This is a genomic window from Affinundibacterium danionis (assembly GCF_042432465.1).
GTDB lineage: Bacteria > Pseudomonadota > Gammaproteobacteria > Burkholderiales > Burkholderiaceae_D > Undibacterium > Undibacterium danionis.
Genome location: NZ_JBHLXJ010000004.1, coordinates 90,297 through 108,124, shown reverse-complemented (window position 1 = coordinate 108,124; position 17,828 = coordinate 90,297). Strand labels below are relative to the sequence as shown.

The window sequence follows — 17,828 nt, the reverse complement described above, 5'->3', positions numbered from 1 at the left end:
TCGAGGTAAATATGCAATTTAATCGTATTGTTAAATCTTTAGTGATGGCAGCGAGTGCTGCGATGGCCTTTTCAACTGTGCATGCCGCAGAAGTGACTGGCGCTGGCGCGACTTTCCCTTATCCTATTTATGCTAAGTGGGCTGATGCTTACAAAAAAGCAACGGGAAATACTATTAACTACCAATCCATCGGTTCCGGTGGCGGTATCAAACAAATCAAAGCAAAGACCGTCGATTTTGGCGCGTCTGATATGCCTTTAAAAGCAGAAGAATTGGAAGCCGATGGCTTGATGCAATTCCCTGCAGTGATAGGCGGCGTGGTTCCAGTGGTTAACTTGGACGGCGTGGCACCTGGTCAATTGAAAATGACAGGCGAAGTTCTGGCAAAAATCTACATGGGTACTATCACTAAATGGAATGCAGCTGACATTGCAGCATTGAATCCAGGCGTGAAATTGCCAGCAGAAGATATCACGGTAGTACATCGTTCTGATGGTTCTGGTACTACATTTATTTGGACTGACTATTTGTCTAAAGTAAGTGCTGATTTCAAAACGACAGTAAGCTCCGGTACAGCTGTGAAATGGCCAGTGGGCTTAGGCGGCAAGGGTAATGAAGGCGTTGCTGCCAACGTACAACGTATCAAAGGTTCTATCGGTTACGTTGAATACGCTTACGTTAAACGTAACAAAATGACGCATACCCAAATCAAAAACCGTGATGGTCAATTTGTACAACCAGACGACGTTAATTTCAAAGCTGCTGCTTCTGGTGCTGACTGGGCAAAAACACCAGGTATGGGCGTGGTCTTGACTAACCAAGCTGGTAAAGACACATGGCCTATCAGTGGCGCCACTTTTATCTTGTTGCATAAAGTACCTGCTAATCCAGCCAACACTCAAGAAGTTGTGAAATTCTTTGACTGGGCATTTGCCAATGGTTCTGCAATGGCAACTGAATTGGAATATGTACCTTTGCCAAACGACGTGACTAAGTTGATTCACGCTAGCTGGAAAGCAAGCTTGAAAGATGCGTCTGGTAAAGCTTTGTACTAATAATTCTGATCGCTTTGTTTAGTGTCCTGCTGATGTATTGAGGCGATGCAAACACAAAGTAAAAAGCAAAATGAACATCTCGACTACCCGGTTGAGATGTTCGACCATAAAACGAATAAAAAATGTCTACTCCAGCGATGAACTCTTCATTACCTTTGACTAGGGATGAACCTAAGGAAGTCAGTCACGTGATGGCACATATCCCTACAACTCAAACGACGCAGCATAGTTCGACTATGCGCAAACAAAAGTTACAAGACTTTTTGTTTCATAAGCTGACCTTCAGTTTTGCACTGATGGTATTGCTGGTATTAGTTGGTATCGTTATCTCCTTATTCTATGGCGCGATGCCCGCTATGAAGGAATTTGGTTTCGCCTTTATTACCACCATAGAGTGGGATCCGATTAACGATAAATATGGCGGCATGATCGCCATCGTCGGCACTTTGGTGACGTCGGCAATCGCCTTATTAATTGCGTTTCCGATTAGTTTTGGGATCGCCTTATTTTTGACAGAAATTTGCCCTAATTGGCTCAAACGCCCGTTGGGTACCGCAGTGGAATTGCTCGCAGGTGTTCCTAGTATTATTTACGGTATGTGGGGACTGTTTGTGTTTGCCCCTATCTTTAGTAGTTACGGCCAGCCATTTCTTGCCAACACCTTAGGTAAATTGCCGGTGATTGGTGTTTTGTTTTCTGGCTCCATGATCGGTATCGGTGTGCTGACGGCCGGTATTATTCTCGGCATCATGATTATCCCTTTCATCGCTTCGGTGATGCGCGATGTATTTGAAATTGTTCCTCCTGTTTTAAAAGAATCCGCTTACGGCTTGGGTTGTACTCGTTGGGAAGTGGTGCGAAAAATCGTCTTACCTTATACCAAAGCCGGTGTGATTGGCGGCGTTATGCTTGGTTTGGGACGCGCCTTGGGCGAAACCATGGCAATTACCTTTGTGATTGGTAATGCCCATAAATTAAATTGGTCCTTGTTCGCTGGCGGTAACAGTATTGCCTCTAGTCTCGCGAACGAGTTTGCCGAAGCAGAATCAGAATTACATGTGGCCTCACTGTTCTTGTTGGGTTTGATTTTGTTTGTAATTACTTTCGTAGTGTTAGCGTCGGCTAAATTGCTTTTGCTCGGTATGAAAAGAAAAGAAGGTGTGAAATGAGCCAACAAATGACGCAACAAACTTCACAACAAACAACACCGGAAATAAGCTCAGTAGCGACGAGTTCCGTTTATAAATCGCGTTTGCGTAAACATAAAATTGGGATTTTCTTTTCCACAGCTGCGATGGCTTTGGGCGTATTTTTCTTAATGTGGATCTTGTTTACTTTGGTGATTAAAGGATTTGGTTCATTCAGTTTGGCGGCGATTGTAGAGGCGACACCCGCGCCAGGTGAAGAAGGTGGCGGTTTGGCCAATGCCCTATTAGGTAGTTTGATGATGGTAGGTTTTGCGACTTTGATCAGCACACCTATCGGCATCTTGGCTGGCATTTATCTTGCTGAATACGGTGAGAAAAATTGGTTTAGTGATCTTACTCGCTTTGTGACAGACATTATGTTGTCGGCACCATCGGTTGTGATTGGTTTGTTTGTTTATGCGATTTACGTAGCACACATTAAACATTTTTCAGGTTGGGCTGGGACCTTGGCGATTTCTTTGATCGCTATTCCTGTGGTGGTACGTACCACCGACAATATGCTGGCGTTGGTACCAACTAGTCTACGTGAAGCTGCATTTGCACTGGGAGCGCCGCGTTGGAAAGTGGCATTGTTTATTCGTGTTAAAGCCGTGAAAGCAGGTATTTTGACCGGTGTACTTTTGGCCGTGGCACGCATTTCTGGTGAAACAGCACCTTTACTTTTTACCGCTTTAAACAATCAATTTATTAACACTGATATGAATAAACCGATGGCGAATTTGCCGGTGGTTATTTACCAGTTCGCCATGAGCCCTTACGACAATTGGCGTGGTCTGGCATGGACTGGCGCTTTGTTGGTTACATTCAGTGTATTGGCCTTAAACATTTTGTCGCGCACTGTATTCGCGCAAAAAATTCATAAATAATTTTAGAGCAGATGAACATGATTCCTACGACGAAACAAGAAGCAGTAGAAGCAAAAGCCTGTATCGAAACCAAAGATCTGAATTTTTTCTACGGCTCTAATCGCAGCCTGCAAAATGTCAATCTGAAGGTTTACGATAAAAAAGTAACGGCCTTTATCGGCCCATCTGGTTGCGGTAAATCGACTTTATTGCGTACTTTCAATCGTATGTATGATTTGTACCCAGGCCAAAGAGCCGAAGGTCAAATTATCTACAACGGTCAGAATATTTTATTGCCGGGTCAAGACATTAATTTGTTGCGCGCCAAGGTCGGTATGGTATTTCAAAAACCCACACCGTTCCCTATGTCGGTGTATGACAACATTGCATTCGGCGTACGTCTGTATGAAAACCTGTCGAAAGGCGAGATGGACGAACGTGTTGAATGGTCTTTGAAAAAAGCCGCGTTGTGGAATGAAGTAAAAGATAAATTGAATAGCAGTGGTTTAAGTTTGTCCGGTGGTCAGCAACAGCGCTTATGTATCGCGCGTGGTGTGTCGGTTAAACCTGAAGTTCTGTTATTGGATGAACCGACTTCTGCACTTGATCCTATTTCTACTGTCAAGATCGAAGAGCTGATCAATGAACTGAAAGAGGATTACACCATCGCTATCGTGACTCACAATATGCAACAGGCAGCGCGTTGTTCCGATTACACCGCTTATATGTATTTGGGTGAGTTGGTAGAGTTTGGCGAGACCGATAATATTTTTATGAATCCAGTGCGTAAAGAAACGCAGGATTATATTACCGGTCGATTTGGTTAATAGAGTTGGTTAAGCGATTTGGCTAATTGTTCCGGATCTTAAATGACGGTCTCACATGATTGTGTACAGCCTTGTACGATGATGTCAGATCAATTTGATACAGATTATCTATACGAATTCAGGAGTAAGTAATGACAGGCGAACATTCATCATCGCAATACAACCACGATTTAGAGGCGATCCGTTCTCAGGTATTGACCATGGGCGGTTTGGTGGAAACTCATTTTCAAGATGCGATGGCTTGCTATCGTAGCGGTAACGAAACACAATCCGCAGCAGTCGTAAAGTCGGACGAAGAAGTTAATCGTCTGGAAGTCATGTTAGATGATATGTGTAGTCATTTGATCGTGAAGCGCCAACCAGCGGCAAATGATCTACGCACGGTCATGGCAACGGGTAAAGTGATTACCGATTTGGAACGCATCGGCGATGAATCGACCAAGATTGCACGTATCGCACAAAGTATGTTGAGCAAAAATCGCAATAATCCTATGTTCAGTGGCTATGAAACTGTGCGAGTGCTAGCGAATAATGTGGAGCAAATGCTGCACCAGTCTTTAGATGCGTTTGCTCGTCTCGATGATGCAAAAGCGGTACAATTAATTGCTTTTGACGAGACGATTGATAATGATTTTCGCTCTATTATGCGTAATCTCATTACCTTCATGATGGAAGATCCCAGCACGATTTCTAACGCGTTGGATGCCTTGTGGGTGGCAAAAGCGATAGAGCGTATCGGCGATCATGCTAAAAATATTGCTGAGCATACGATTTATATCGTCGAAGGACGCGATATCCGCCATTCTGACTATGTGTTAAATGAGCTAAAAAATATTAATCAAGATTAGGCACATTAGCATTCGCTAATAGTCGCTAATAATCATAAAGAAATAAAAAATAATGTCAGCAGATAAAACAACAATATTGATAGTAGAAGATGAGCCTGCCATTAGTGAATTAGTCAGTTTTACTTTGCGGGCGGCAGGATGGAATACGGTTGCCGTGGGTAACACAGCGCAAGCGTGGGAGTTTTTGCAGCATCGTACGCCGCAATTGATTTTATTGGATTGGATGTTGCCTGATCAAAGTGGCTTGAGATTGCTGTCGAGAATTCGCTCTGATAGAAACTTTAATGAAATGCCAGTGATTATGTTGACCGCCAAAAGTATGGAGGAAGACAAAATCTCTGGTTTGGATCACGGTGCCGACGATTACATTACCAAGCCATTTTCGCCTCGTGAATTGACGGCACGTATCAAGGCGATGTTGCGCCGTAAGAGTCCAGAACACGCACAAACCAGCTTAGCGATCGGTAAAGTGCATTTGGATCCAGTGAGTTGTACGGTACGTATCGACGATAAAAAAATCGACATAGGCCACGCCGAATATAAGTTACTCAAATTCTTTATGGCGCACCCAGAACGCGTTTTTTCGCGTAGCCAGTTACTCGATAAAGTGTGGGGTGATCATGTCGTGATCGAAGAGCGTACCGTGGACGTGCATGTATTGCGTTTGCGTAAAGTATTAAAAGAAGCGGAGGGTTTAATCAAAACCATACGCAGTGTTGGCTACATGCTGTCAGAGAAATAGTTATATATTCAGGTTTTTAGCCCAGATATAGACTTGGCCTAATGAATTCATGAAATGCTGAATTCACGATATAGACCATGAGATCGACCTGCGTTTTCTCTAACGTCGTATCGATCTCATGATTTATGTTCTATAGTATCCTCGTCGTCTGTATCTTCATGATTCTTCACTTCTCATTTTATTCACACTCAAGTTAATAATGCACCCACATCTGGTTTTTTGGATTTCTGCCGCATTGCGCATTGCGATCGTACTTGGCGCTGCGGCGACTTGCGGCTATTTTTTCGGCACGTTAACAGGCTTGGTTTTGGCCTTGCTTGGCATGCTCACCCTCATCGTGGTGCAGCTCCAGTATCTGTTGAATTTGTCCGACTGGCTGGATAATCCGAATAGCGCGCGATTGCCTGATGGTTGGGGCGCTTGGACTGAGATATTTTCTCGACTGTATAAACTGCGCCGTGGCGATGAAAAAAATCAAACCGAGTTGGCGGAGTGGTTAGCCAGATTTCGTCAGGCGATGACCTTATTACCTGATGGCGTAGTGATCATGGACGACGTGATGTTTTTGGAGTGGTGTAATCCGATTGCAGAGCGTGATTTAGGTCTAGATTTAAAGCGTGATAAAGGAATGCGTGTGACGAATCTGGTGCGGGCACCTGAGTTTATCGACTATATTATTTTGGGGCGTTACGACACACCATTAGTGCTCTCGGTACGCGATAGAAAATTGATTGTTCATGTGATTCCATTTGAAAATCGCCGTCAAATTTTGGTTACTCATGACATTACTGAATCTGAACGCATTGATATGATGCGTCGCGATTTTATCGCTAACGCATCACATGAATTGCGTACACCTCTAACGGTGATCAATGGTTTTTTGGAGATCGCTTCTATGCAGCCAGATTTAGAAGTGTCGATACGCTCTTCTCACGTTAAATTGATGGTGGAGCAGGGCGAGCGCATGCAGCGTTTGGTGGAAGATATGCTGACGCTGAGTCGTTTGGAGTCCACTGAATTTCAAGTGCGTTCAGAGCGTATCGATATGGAGATGATGCTGCGCCATATTTTGCAAGAAGCACAGGCTTTGTCGGCGGGCAAACACCAGATCAGTTTAGAATTTGATGGTCCCGACATCTCAGGAAGTAGCGATGAAATTCGCAGTGCGATCAGTAATTTGGTGACGAATGCGGTGCGCTACACGCCGGAGCATGGGGCGATCAAGATGATCTGGAAAAACAGTCCTCAGGGACCCAAACTGATCGTGCAAGACAATGGCATCGGGATTAATCAAGAACATATCTCACGCTTAACTGAACGTTTTTATCGGGTAGATAAAAGTCGCTCACGCGAGACCCAAGGTACAGGTCTGGGACTGGCGATTGTTAAACATGTTTTGATACGTCACGATGCACAACTACTGATCGAATCACATTTGGGTGAGGGTAGTAAATTCAGCGTACAGTTCCCTCGAAACGCGGTGGCGACGATCGAATAGCAGACTATCAATCCATTGCTAGGTGTAGTGCAAATGTCACTTGAATGTCTACAAATTGCTTACTTTATCTCTTAACTTCTATCTAATTTCATAAAAATTGCACAGTTCTCTATTTTCCTAAAAATTACTGGTTGAATCGGTTGATGTCGCTACTTCGCCCTTATACAATCATGGGCAAGGAGAATGATTATGTATCGAGTAATGTTGGTGGAAGATGATGAACGCTTGGCCGCGTTGGTAACGGAATATTTGCAAGCGTATGAATTTTCTGTTGATCTGGTCACGCGTGGCGATCTAGCTTTGGCTCATTTCAAATCGAGCTCACCTGATATGGTGGTGTTGGATTTAATGTTGCCCGGTATGGATGGCATGGTGGTGTCACGCCAGATTCGTGAAATTAGTAAAGTGCCTATTCTTATTTTGACCGCGCGCGAAGATTCTTATGACGAGGTGTCGGCATTAGAACAAGGCGCGGATGATTTTGTCAGTAAGCCAGTACAACCCCGTATTCTCTTGGCGCGGTTGCGTGCTTTGGTCAGACGTATTCCAGATCGCAACGCCACCAACGCAGCCTTTGACCAAGATGCTTTGCAATTTGGTGCTTTGCACATCTCACGCAGTGATCGCGTTGTGCAGTGGAAGCAGCAAGTGCTTGATCTCTCGAATACTGAATTCAAACTGCTAATGGTTTTGGTCGAGTCGCCAGGTAAGGTCTTATCGCGTGATGACATTCTGAAAAAAATGCGCGGTATAGAATTTGATGGTTTAGACCGTAGTATCGATAATCTGATCTCGCGCCTCCGTCGTCGCTTTGACGATCAGAATTCAGAGAAGATTAAGACTGTTTGGGGGGAAGGCTATTTGTTTTCACCATCGGCTTGGGAAGCATAAACCAATTCTGATAATGGCCGACGTTACACAATAGTGGGTGTCGGCTTACTCAATTAATGCAATCATGCCGAGTGGGCTAGTTCTGGTGAAGAGCTGACTTTTTTCTGGATATTGAGCGAACAAGAGATTGACCGCTTTGACGTTATTAATGCCGTCCGCCCACAAAGAACTATTGTCTGTCAGCGTTAGTGTTTGAGTGTTTGTATTTGGCATTCTTGTTTCAACATGCGCTGCATAATCTTTTTTTGCAAAACCCAAGCGGACTCCCACGCATTTTTTGCTCTTGCTTAGTGCCGGATCGATATATGCTTGATAACTCAATGCTTGCTCACAGGCCGCGCGTAATTCACTCATCTCGTAGATGCCATCCGCTCTTAATATAAGGCTGGTACGAAATTGAAAACTGGCTTGTCCAGATTTTTGGTTTAAAACTAATTCGGCGTTTTCATCGTAGGCCGATTTTAATAACGGCAAGGCGGCACGCCCCAACGTATCTAAAGGTAAATTCAGATGTATCGTTTTTCCCAGAATATGCAAGCCATAGTTTTCTATGTTGCTGTTTTTGTCTTTAGGAACGATTTGCAGATGGACTTGAATTAAATTTTTCGGTTTGCCAAATTTTTCAAACCAGAGCATGGACTTATAAGCGTCACGGTAGCTCGTCCATTCTGCATCGCTAGCCCTTGGCTTAACATCCCCTAATTTTGCTGGTGATACTGATGACGCCGATTGAGCTTGCGCGGGCGTTGCCTGCAACATAGTGCAAGCTATCAGGCAGCTGAGTAGCGTGCGCGCTAAAGTTCGGCTGAACGAGCGATTTACTGCGCTAGCTAAGCTTGGATCAGAGACAGCAAGTAATGAGATCTGGCGATTCACGATTCGGGTACTTCGGTTAAATGCAAAAAATTAATAATGTGCAGTAAGTAGCTACAGTAAATAGGGCCGACAAAATAAGGTGAACTAAATAAGGTGAACTAAAGCAGTGAATAATAAAAAGTTTGTAAAGTTTAAAAACGATAAGCCAAGGCACTCGATACAGTGACACTGGTGCGACGTTCTACTAAAGGACTATCACTGGTGCTGCCCACTAAATGACCTAATTGCATACGCGAAGTGAGTAGCCAAGATGAACTCAAACTCCAGTTCCAATTGGCTTCAAGATGTATATCTTTTATCCCAGCCTTAGGGCGAAAACTTCGGTTTTGACTGCGATTGGCCTCGACCTCAGTGACACCGAAATAGCTTTGCGCGTAGGCTTGGTTTACCGCATTGAATCCCACACCAAGGGTAAGGCGATGATGAGTTGGTAGCTCGGGGACGCTATAACGTAAGTCGCTACTGAGTCGCAGGCCATTTTTATCGTTACCAATCCCAAATAAAATTACATTAGTTTGACGTAAATTCTGGCTCAATGAAAAATGATAAAAACCGCCATACAGCAATCTGGCTTGGATATTATCAAGTCCAATTAATTTGTTATTGGTTTTTGACGCTGCATATTCAGGCCCCATCGCATTACTTTGCAAACTGCGCGGCGGGTCTATGCTATTTGATAAACCGGAAGGTGAGCGGCTAGGCTCTAAGGCAATGAGCGGACCGAAATCTTGTTGTGGTTGTTCCGATAAATGCCAGCCGGCACTCATTCCCGATAGAAACGCACCATTGCTCCATTGCACCTGCATCACTGGCAATGCGGCCTTTTTATATTTTGTCGCACCTTCATAGCTTGGGCGCAGCACCATCCCCATGCCGAGATACATATCATAGCTACCATCGGGCATAAGATTTTGTGCCGGCGTTTGCGCCACACTGGTGGCACTGTATGTCAGGCTGACAAAGAATAGGGTAAAAAGTTTTTTCATTTCATGATTCTCTCGATTGCTTGAATGTCGGTAGCAGGTATATCTTTGCATGGTTCGCCATTTTACAATCGAGGAATAGTTAAGAGTTCGCTGAACTAAAAAAACTACAAATAAATCGGAATACTGTGAAACTCTGCCACTTCCTCGCTGCGAGGAATCTCAATAATGATGTACGGTGTGGTGATATTCGCGGTGCATAAAGTCGCAGGGCCAGGATTGCGAACATGATAGCTGAGTTGAATTTTCCCCGTCGCACGCCATGCCGTGACATCTTCAATCGCGTAGCAGCCTGACGAACGTTCGCCTAAAAATAAAGCAGCGACCATATTTTTGCTGAAGTCCACATTGGGGATGCTAGCGCTACTTTTATTATGTGACATCCATAGGTTAGTCCAAGCGGCTTGATCCTTAATAATCAGATTGCGCGTATCAGTGATGCCTGAATTGACTCCCTGATCCAAGGTTTTGTAGCTTATCCGCGCGTTACTGACATTATTAAATTCCACAGGCAAATCAATCTTGGCCAGCTCCACCATATTCATAGGTGTACTGGCTGTTTTGCTGTCAGGATCGCAACTGGCTATGGCGATTCTCTCTTCTTCAAAATAATCGGCGACCAATTTTTGACCGTTCGCGCTGACTTTCAAAATTTGCGTGATGCTGCAGTTGTTCGCTGTTTTAAAGAAAGTGCCCAATGTCATGCGCGATTGAAAGTCGTTACCGGAATAGCTTGTTGGCGCCTTGACGCCGGATACTTCCCAAAATTTATTCCATGCTGGCAGATCTTTAATAACGATATTGTTAGGTGCGACGCCACGATAAAACGGCGCGATTAAGGCACTTAGTGGAATCGCGACGCTGGCTCCGCCGGGGACGACAATTTGTTGTATTTGATGTTGGTTACCTAAACCAAGATCAGCTTTGTCGAGATTTTGCAGCATGGTTTTGAATAAGCTTTCACTGCTAGCATCGCTACAACTCAGACGCGGTCCAGCGATGCTGTCTGAATTACTACATAGCTGAGTTTGTGGTGTCATGCCATACAAGGTTTGGCTATAGGCAGCGTCTGCACAGCTACCGGCCTTATCCCACAATACTTGTTTTTGATCGATGACAAATAGGCGATTTTTAATATTTGCGCAGTTGGCATCTTTGACTAAATTAACAAAATCACTCGTGACGATAGGAGCCGGTGTTTTTGTGACTTCTTTTTCGAGTTTATTATCGCCACCACCGCACGCGGTCAGCATCGTAGTCGCCGCCAATAAACTAGCAGTCAAGGTCTGCGTGAAAGTGATGGATGATGGGGCAAGTGTGCTTGGTCTCATATTATTGTTCCTTCGCCTGTGGCAATGGTCGTTATTTTTTTGAATAGATGTGAAATAAGTTCAATGTTTAATATTGGCCTGCTTAGCAATTAGCAGATACTGAATCTTAGAGAAACTAGGCTTCAGATTCCTCCTGAAAGTGCCGCGAATTTGTCGTCAATTTGTATCGAAGCTGAGATTACTCTGCAAATGTTTATGCGCGACTACTTTTTGACTCCATGATTTTTTGGCCTGATCGTCTACTATCTTATAAAATAGGCAGCAAGGAGAACTTAATGCCGTTGCACTATTTATTTGTCATACGAATCTCGTGGATATTGCCTTTAGCGTGGGCAAGTCGGCGACACGCCCATAATTCGCTATGAATCGTCTCTTTCTACGGTTTCTTGGTCCCGTCCTGCTATCAATTGCGGTGGCCAGCATCTTGGTATATGCGGTGGTGACCTGGATATTTGGTGACCCTATAGAACAAAGTGCTTTACGTCAGGCCGCGCCGCAGATTTTTCTGATCGAACAATACATCGATAAAGCCGCCAGTGATGAATGGCTTTCGCGCTTGAATAAGGTGCGTGAAGTGTCACAGGTCAAATTTGAATTGATCCCTTTAAATCAAGCATCTGCTAACTTGAACCAAGCTCAGCGTGGGCAATTGAAGGCCGGCAAGATTGTGATAGATGCGGCTAATCGAACGCTTTATCGACGCGTTGATTTGGATGGTGAACGCTATATCGGTAGTGAAGACGACGTATTGCAGGCACAAGATTTACCTATCGACTATTGGTTTAACATTAAGTTGGAAATAGTTCGCTACATTATTGTCGCGTTTGTTCTGTTGATACCTATTGGTTTTTGGTCACGCTCACATTGGCGCGATATTCAAGCGTTGGCAAAAGTGACGCAAGATTTTGGTGCTGGTCAATTAGACGCACGTGCTAGCACGCCCACAAGTGCGAGCATTTATCCACTGGCTCAGCAGATTAATCAAATGGCGAATCGGATTGAAACGCTGCTGAGCTCGCAACAGCAATTATTGCATTCGGTTTCCCATGAATTGCGCACACCGATCGCGCGTTTAGAATTCGCGCTGGAGATACTGCAAGATAGTTTAGTGGCACAAGATGCTGATGCTAATGCGGATGCAAAGCAAGTGCAAAGAATCATTGCGATGCAGGGTGATTTAAGTGAACTAAATAATTTGGTTTCTGAGTTGTTAAATATGGCCAAACTAGATGCGCAAGGGCAACTACAAAAAGCATCGATAGACATGGACGAATTTGTTCAAAATTGCCTGCAACACCTGCCTCCTAAACCGCCAGGTTTGCAGCTGCAAGTCGATATTTTGGCACCAGGCAAATCATTGTATGCCGACCATCGTCTGCTATCGCGTGCGATACAAAATCTCTTAAAGAATGCGTATAAGTATGCCGATCAAAAAATTATTTGGCGTATTGCATTACAAGGCGAATTTTGGCTCATCAGCGTGGAAGATGATGGTGCTGGGATTCCTGAAACAGAGCGTGAAAAAATCTTTGAAGCTTTTTATCGCTTAGATCGTAGTCGTGATCGCGCCACCGGAGGTTTTGGATTAGGCTTATCTATAGTGCGGCAAATCCTAGTTTTACACGGTGGTCGTATCAGTATTAGTGAGTCTGAATTAGGTGGTGCTAAGTTTGAAATCAGTTTGCCGACGGTAAGCTAAAACTCTTGTTCGACATAGATAAATACGCATCTAAGTACCAAATGAGTACCAAATGAGTACCCAATAAATACCAAGTGACCCAGATGCGTATTAGCTAATTTATTTCTGTACAGGTTTTGTGTGATGCTGCAACCAGCTCAATGCCTCACCTTGTACGCGAGGTGATAAACGTTGTAAGACCATTTGATGATAGTCATTCAGCCAAGCCAACTCATCATCACGCATGATTTCCAAGTCGAGACAGCGGGTATCAATCGGGCATAGGGTTAAGGTTTCAAATTTCAAATAGTCGCCAAATTCGGTGCTTTCTGCTGGTACGCATAACAGTAAATTTTCGATGCGAACACCCCATTTACCGGGACGATAAATCCCAGGTTCATTTGAGGTGATCATGCCGACTTCCATCACCATGTTGCTATTGGGAATCGCGCCAGAAATGGATTGCGGTCCTTCATGAACATTCAAAAAATAACCGACGCCATGTCCAGTGCCATGACCGTAGTTGATGCCTTCCGCCCAAATTGGCGCGCGGGCTATCGCGTCTAATACGGTGGAGTAGGTACTATAGGGGAACTTTATTCGCGACAAGGCAATCATGCCTTTTAAGACTAGCGTGAAATCGCGTTTTTGTTCAGCCGACGCCGTCCCCACAGGTACGACGCGTGTGATATCCGTGGTGCCGTTTAAGTATTGTCCACCTGAGTCGATCAATAATAATCCGTTGCCTTGAATGCTGGCATGAGACTCGGGAGTGGCGCGATAGTGTGGCATGGCGCCGTTGCCGTTAAAGCCCGCGATGGTGCCGAAACTAGGTGAAATAAAATGCGGCTGACTGGCGCGGGCTGCACAGATTTTTTCATCTATCGTTAATTCTGTAATCGCTTCTTTATTTTGTACTCGCTCGTACCAAGCAAAGAATTCACATAAAGCAGCGCCATCTTGCTCCATCGCTTCACGCACAAATTGGGCTTCTTCTGAGGTTTTGCGTGATTTCGCATAGACCGAAGGATTGAGTGCCTCAATGACTTTGACGGAGGAGGGAATCGCCTGTTGAAAACCAAAGGTAATACGACGCGGGTCGATTAAAAGCGAATCGGTAGCGCCTAATGCTTGTAATCCTTGTTTCGCGTTTTCATATGCTTGCAGTGCCACGCCATCTTGCGCCAAGCGAGCGACCAATTCTTGCGGTACTTTGCTCAGTGGTACAAACAAAGTTGCACTCTCCAAACCGATCAAAGCATGCGATACGAAAACCGGATTGTAATTGACATCGGCACCACGTAAGTTGAAGACCCAAGCGATGTCATCCACCGTAGATATAAAATGCCAGTTCGTCCCTTTGGCACGCATCTGTTCACGGATTGCGGCTAATTTTTGAGCGCGGCTCACTGTAGCAAACGGAAGCGTGTGTTCGTACACTGCAGCGCTTGGTAAGTCTGGCCTATCGGTCCAGACTACATCGAGTAAATCAAAGTCAGTTTTTAATCTAATGTCTTTAGTAGAGAGCGCGGACTGCAATGCCCGGGCGCTGGCTAGGCTCAGAATATTGCCATCAACACCCAACACGCCCTGTGGCGTTAAATGTTGTGCCAGCCAGTCTATATGCGCAGAGGCGGCTGCTGACTGAATTTTCATCACGCTAATGCCACTACCCGCCAATTCGATCTCAGCTTGTGACCAATAACGACTATCGACCCATAATCCAGCAAAGTCTTGTGTGACGATCAAAGTCGCGACCGAACCAGTAAAACCAGAAAACACTTCGCGACCTTGCCATCTTGCTGGCAAGTATTCGGATAAGTGTGGATCGGCGGAGGGAATTAGATAAGCGGTATAGCCGTGCGTAGCCATCGCGCTACGCAACTGAGTCAAGCGCTTTGGAATTGATGTAGTCATTTTTTGAGTCTCTTAAATGGATTAAAGAGTGAATTTATTGCTCAGTAAGCTCATGAAAATGAGCATTGGTAGATTGTAGTTAGGTATCAGTAATGAAAGAGTTCAAAACCATTCAACACAGAGACGTAGAGGTACAGAGAAAACCAAGAGAACAACAAAAAACGTAATTTCCTATCTTTGTTTTTTTCTCTTTGTCTCTGTGCCTCGGTGTCTCTGTGTTGAGAGGTTTGTTTTTGTTTTCCATTGTGTCCGAATAGTCACAAAAGTTCAGCGTAAAAAACGGCGCATTACATGTGGCGCTGGTTCATTTGGATTAGCATGTACGTATTCCAACTCTGGTGCCAGTTCAAATTCATAGGCTGCGTAGAGATCGACCAGCCGTGGTTGATCGGTGCGTACACCTAAGCGCAATTCTTCTACGCCCGAGGTTTGCGCATGATGAATCACGGCTTCGAGTAAATGTTGCGATAGGCCTTCGCCGCGAAATGCGGGCAAGATTCCCATGCGGCGCATTTCCCAAGTGCTGCCCTCGCCATCTAAGGGCAGCCATCTTACTGAGCCGGCCGGCTCGTCGTTGACTAGTAAGACAAAACCACCGCCTTGCAGCAATTCTTGCTCTACTTTTTCACTCGATTCGTGATGCCCAGAAGATGTCGTCGCTACTTTTCCAGCCCAGCAGTTACGCGTTAGATGCGCCAGTAAAGGCGCATCTTCTACATTAGCTTCTCGAATGACGACGTCCATAGTTGTGATGATAGATACGATGGTTAGGCTGTTGTATGAAGCGCTCGTTTAGCGCACACGCATACCCGGTTCTGCACCCGGCCATGCTTCTAAAATATACAGGCCTGGATTAGATTTTTCATCCGCAGCAGATGCCGCTAAAACCATACCTTCAGACATGCCAAATTTCATCTTGCGTGGCGCTAAATTGGCGACCATCACGGTAAATTTACCGATCAGTTGTTCTGGTTGGTAAGCGGATTTGATGCCAGAGAATACATTGCGCGTTTTGCCTTCACCGACATCTAAAGTTAAGCGCAATAATTTATCTGAGCCTTCAACGTGTTCGCAATTGACAATCTTGGCGATACGTAAATCAATCTTTGCGAAGTCATCAATCTTAATCTCAGGCGCCAAATCTTCAATAGCGCTACCAGCCGCTTCTGCACCTTCAAGGGAAGGGGTAGGGAGGGAGGTTTCAGTCGGAGATTTTGTAACTTCAGTCAAAGGAGTAGTCGGCGCATCAAATAATTGATCAAAGATCTTAGGATCGACACGTTGCATCAAATGCACATAAGGATTGATCGTGTGCTGATTTGGAATTGGTGTTGCAACGCTCGCCCAATTTAAGGGAGCGATATTTAATTGCGCTTCTACTTGACTTGCTAAGTGCGGCAAAACAGGTTTTAAGAATATCGTCAAAATACGGAAAGCTTCTAATAAACGACTACAAACTTCTTGTAACTTAGCGTCATTCTCTGGCTGTTTTGCCAGTTCCCATGGTTTGTTCGCATCGACATAGGCGTTAATGATGTCGGCTTGTTCCATGATGGCACGTAAGGCTTTGCCGAATTCACGTGTTTCATACAAGGCTTGAATGTCAGCTGACACTTTGCGTAAATTTTGTATGAAGGAGTCGTCCTCAGTTGCCCACGCGGTGTTGACCACGCCATTGAAACGTTTAGTAATAAAGCCAGCAGCACGACTCGCGATATTGATGTATTTGCCGATCAAATCAGAATTTACGCGTGCCACGAAATCATCTGGATTCATATCCAGATCTTCAACTTTAGCATTGAGTTTGGCCGCGAAGTAGTAACGCAGCCATTCTGGATTCATACCGATTTCTAAATAGCGCAATGGCGAGATACCGGTACCGCGCGATTTCGACATTTTTTCGCCGGAAACAGTGACGAAACCGTGTGCGTAGACATTGTCCGGTGTTTTGTAGCCAGCAAATTTCAACATGGCTGGCCAGAATAAGGTATGAAAATAGGTAATATCTTTGCCGATGAAATGAATTTGTTCGGTGCTAGGATCGGCCATGAAGGCATCAAAATCACGTCCGATTTTGCCGAAGTAATTTTTCAAAGACGCCAAATAACCGACTGGCGCATCCAACCAAACGTAGAAATATTTACCCGGCTGATCAGGAATCTCAATGCCAAAATAAGGTGCATCACGGCTAATATCCCAATCACCTAAACCGCCATCACCTTCTAACCATTCTTTACACTTGTTGGCGACTTCCGATTGCAGACGATTATCTTGCAAAGCCCAGCCGCGCAAAAATTCTACGCATTGTGGATCAGACAGTTTGAAGAAAAAATGTTCTGAGGATTTCATAACTGGCGTGGCGCCAGTCAGCACGGAGTAGGGATTCTTAACTTCAGTTGGCGCGTAAACGGCAGAACAAACTTCGCAAGAGTCGCCATATTGATCTTTAGCGCCGCACTTAGGACATTCGCCTTTGATGTAGCGATCAGGCAAAAACATATTTTTGACTGGATCGTAAAATTGCTCGATGGTCTTGCTGGTGATAAAACCTGCGGCTTTTAATTTGCGATAAATGTCTTGGGACAATTCGTGATTTTCTGGCCCATCGGTAGAATGCCAATTATCGAATTCAATGTGGAAACCATCCAAATATTGCTTACGCCCAGCAGCGATTTGTCCTACAAATTCTTGCGGCGTTAATCCGGCTTTTTCAGCTGCAATCATAATCGGCGCGCCATGCGCGTCGTCGGCACCCACGAAATGGACATCACTGCCAGACATTCGCTGATGACGAACCCAGATATCGGCTTGGATATATTCCATGATGTGACCGAGGTGGAAAGGCGCATTAGCGTAAGGGAGGGCGGTGGTGACAAACAACTGGCGGGTCATAATAAATGATTGCTTTAATTAAGTACGACGGTTAATAGACAAAACCGATATTTTAACAGCGAACTGAGTCTAAAGCTTGGAAATCAGCGCCACGTTTCACTCACATTGTTGAATTAATGAAATGGTTTTTATACTAATAAATGAGGGTTTAAAATTGATGCGATAGGCTAACTGGGGGCTAGTAAAAATCCAGTAAAAAGCAAGGCTATCTTCAGTTAGCATTAGAAATTACGTTAG

The 17,828-nt window shown here is 44.7% G+C and carries 15 protein-coding genes; 9 read left to right on the top strand and 6 right to left on the bottom strand.

Annotated elements, in window-relative coordinates; all coding sequences use genetic code 11:
- The first annotated feature begins 11 nt into the window (after positions 1-11).
- The 8 genes from pstS (at position 12) to ACFFJH_RS04550 (ending at position 7,914) form a co-directional block, all read left to right on the top strand.
- A complete protein-coding gene (pstS, locus tag ACFFJH_RS04585) occupies positions 12-1,055 on the top strand; it encodes a phosphate ABC transporter substrate-binding protein PstS (protein WP_390210408.1) in 1,044 nt (347 codons plus the stop codon).
- A 191-nt stretch (positions 1,056-1,246) separates the two neighbouring features.
- On the top strand, positions 1,247-2,224 hold the full coding sequence (gene pstC / locus ACFFJH_RS04580; RefSeq protein ID WP_390210595.1) for a phosphate ABC transporter permease subunit PstC: 978 nt from the start codon (positions 1,247-1,249) through the stop codon (positions 2,222-2,224).
- Between the two features lie 8 nt (positions 2,225-2,232).
- A complete protein-coding gene (gene pstA / locus ACFFJH_RS04575) occupies positions 2,233-3,129 on the top strand; it encodes a phosphate ABC transporter permease PstA (RefSeq protein WP_390210594.1) in 897 nt (298 codons plus the stop codon).
- Between the two features lie 11 nt (positions 3,130-3,140).
- Positions 3,141-3,935, top strand: a complete 795-nt coding sequence (gene pstB, locus ACFFJH_RS04570) for a phosphate ABC transporter ATP-binding protein PstB (protein WP_390210407.1) — start codon at positions 3,141-3,143, stop codon at positions 3,933-3,935.
- Between the two features lie 131 nt (positions 3,936-4,066).
- Complete coding sequence (gene phoU, locus ACFFJH_RS04565) at positions 4,067-4,783, top strand: phosphate signaling complex protein PhoU (RefSeq protein ID WP_390210406.1); 717 nt, start codon at positions 4,067-4,069, stop codon at positions 4,781-4,783.
- Between the two features lie 52 nt (positions 4,784-4,835).
- A complete protein-coding gene (gene phoB, locus ACFFJH_RS04560) occupies positions 4,836-5,525 on the top strand; it encodes a phosphate regulon transcriptional regulator PhoB (RefSeq protein ID WP_390210404.1) in 690 nt (229 codons plus the stop codon).
- A gap of 199 nt (positions 5,526-5,724) precedes the next feature.
- A complete protein-coding gene (phoR, locus tag ACFFJH_RS04555) occupies positions 5,725-7,023 on the top strand; it encodes a phosphate regulon sensor histidine kinase PhoR (protein WP_390210402.1) in 1,299 nt (432 codons plus the stop codon).
- Positions 7,024-7,206: 183 nt separating this feature from the next.
- The gene (locus ACFFJH_RS04550) at positions 7,207-7,914 is read left to right on the top strand and encodes a response regulator (protein WP_390210401.1); all 708 of its coding nucleotides are present in this window, start codon (positions 7,207-7,209) and stop codon (positions 7,912-7,914) included.
- Positions 7,915-7,959: 45 nt separating this feature from the next.
- Here the strand turns inward: ACFFJH_RS04550 and ACFFJH_RS04545 are convergent, their stop codons facing one another.
- The 3 genes from ACFFJH_RS04545 to ACFFJH_RS04535 form a co-directional block, all read right to left on the bottom strand.
- Positions 7,960-8,790 carry a hypothetical protein gene (locus ACFFJH_RS04545; RefSeq protein ID WP_390210399.1) on the bottom strand — a complete coding sequence of 277 codons (831 nt, stop codon included), beginning with the start codon at positions 8,788-8,790 and terminating at the stop codon, positions 7,960-7,962.
- 131 nt (positions 8,791-8,921) lie between these two features.
- Positions 8,922-9,776, bottom strand: coding sequence for a MipA/OmpV family protein (locus ACFFJH_RS04540; RefSeq protein ID WP_390210398.1), 855 nt, complete (start codon positions 9,774-9,776; stop codon positions 8,922-8,924).
- Between the two features lie 104 nt (positions 9,777-9,880).
- Positions 9,881-11,104 carry a protease complex subunit PrcB family protein gene (locus ACFFJH_RS04535; RefSeq protein WP_390210396.1) on the bottom strand — a complete coding sequence of 408 codons (1,224 nt, stop codon included), beginning with the start codon at positions 11,102-11,104 and terminating at the stop codon, positions 9,881-9,883.
- Positions 11,105-11,465: 361 nt separating this feature from the next.
- Between ACFFJH_RS04535 and ACFFJH_RS04530 the strand changes: the two genes are divergently transcribed.
- Positions 11,466-12,803, top strand: coding sequence for an ATP-binding protein (locus ACFFJH_RS04530; protein WP_390210395.1), 1,338 nt, complete (start codon positions 11,466-11,468; stop codon positions 12,801-12,803).
- 99 nt (positions 12,804-12,902) lie between these two features.
- Here ACFFJH_RS04530 and ACFFJH_RS04525 read toward each other — a convergent pair whose 3' ends face one another.
- The 3 genes from ACFFJH_RS04525 to metG form a co-directional block, all read right to left on the bottom strand.
- Complete coding sequence (locus tag ACFFJH_RS04525) at positions 12,903-14,699, bottom strand: aminopeptidase P family protein (RefSeq protein WP_390210393.1); 1,797 nt, start codon at positions 14,697-14,699, stop codon at positions 12,903-12,905.
- A gap of 267 nt (positions 14,700-14,966) precedes the next feature.
- Positions 14,967-15,443: a GNAT family N-acetyltransferase gene (locus ACFFJH_RS04520; protein ID WP_390210391.1), complete on the bottom strand. Its 477-nt coding sequence runs from the start codon at positions 15,441-15,443 to the stop codon at positions 14,967-14,969.
- Positions 15,444-15,491: 48 nt separating this feature from the next.
- The gene (metG, locus tag ACFFJH_RS04515) at positions 15,492-17,591 is read right to left on the bottom strand and encodes a methionine--tRNA ligase (protein WP_390210390.1); all 2,100 of its coding nucleotides are present in this window, start codon (positions 17,589-17,591) and stop codon (positions 15,492-15,494) included.
- Between the last annotated feature and the right edge of the window lie 237 nt (positions 17,592-17,828).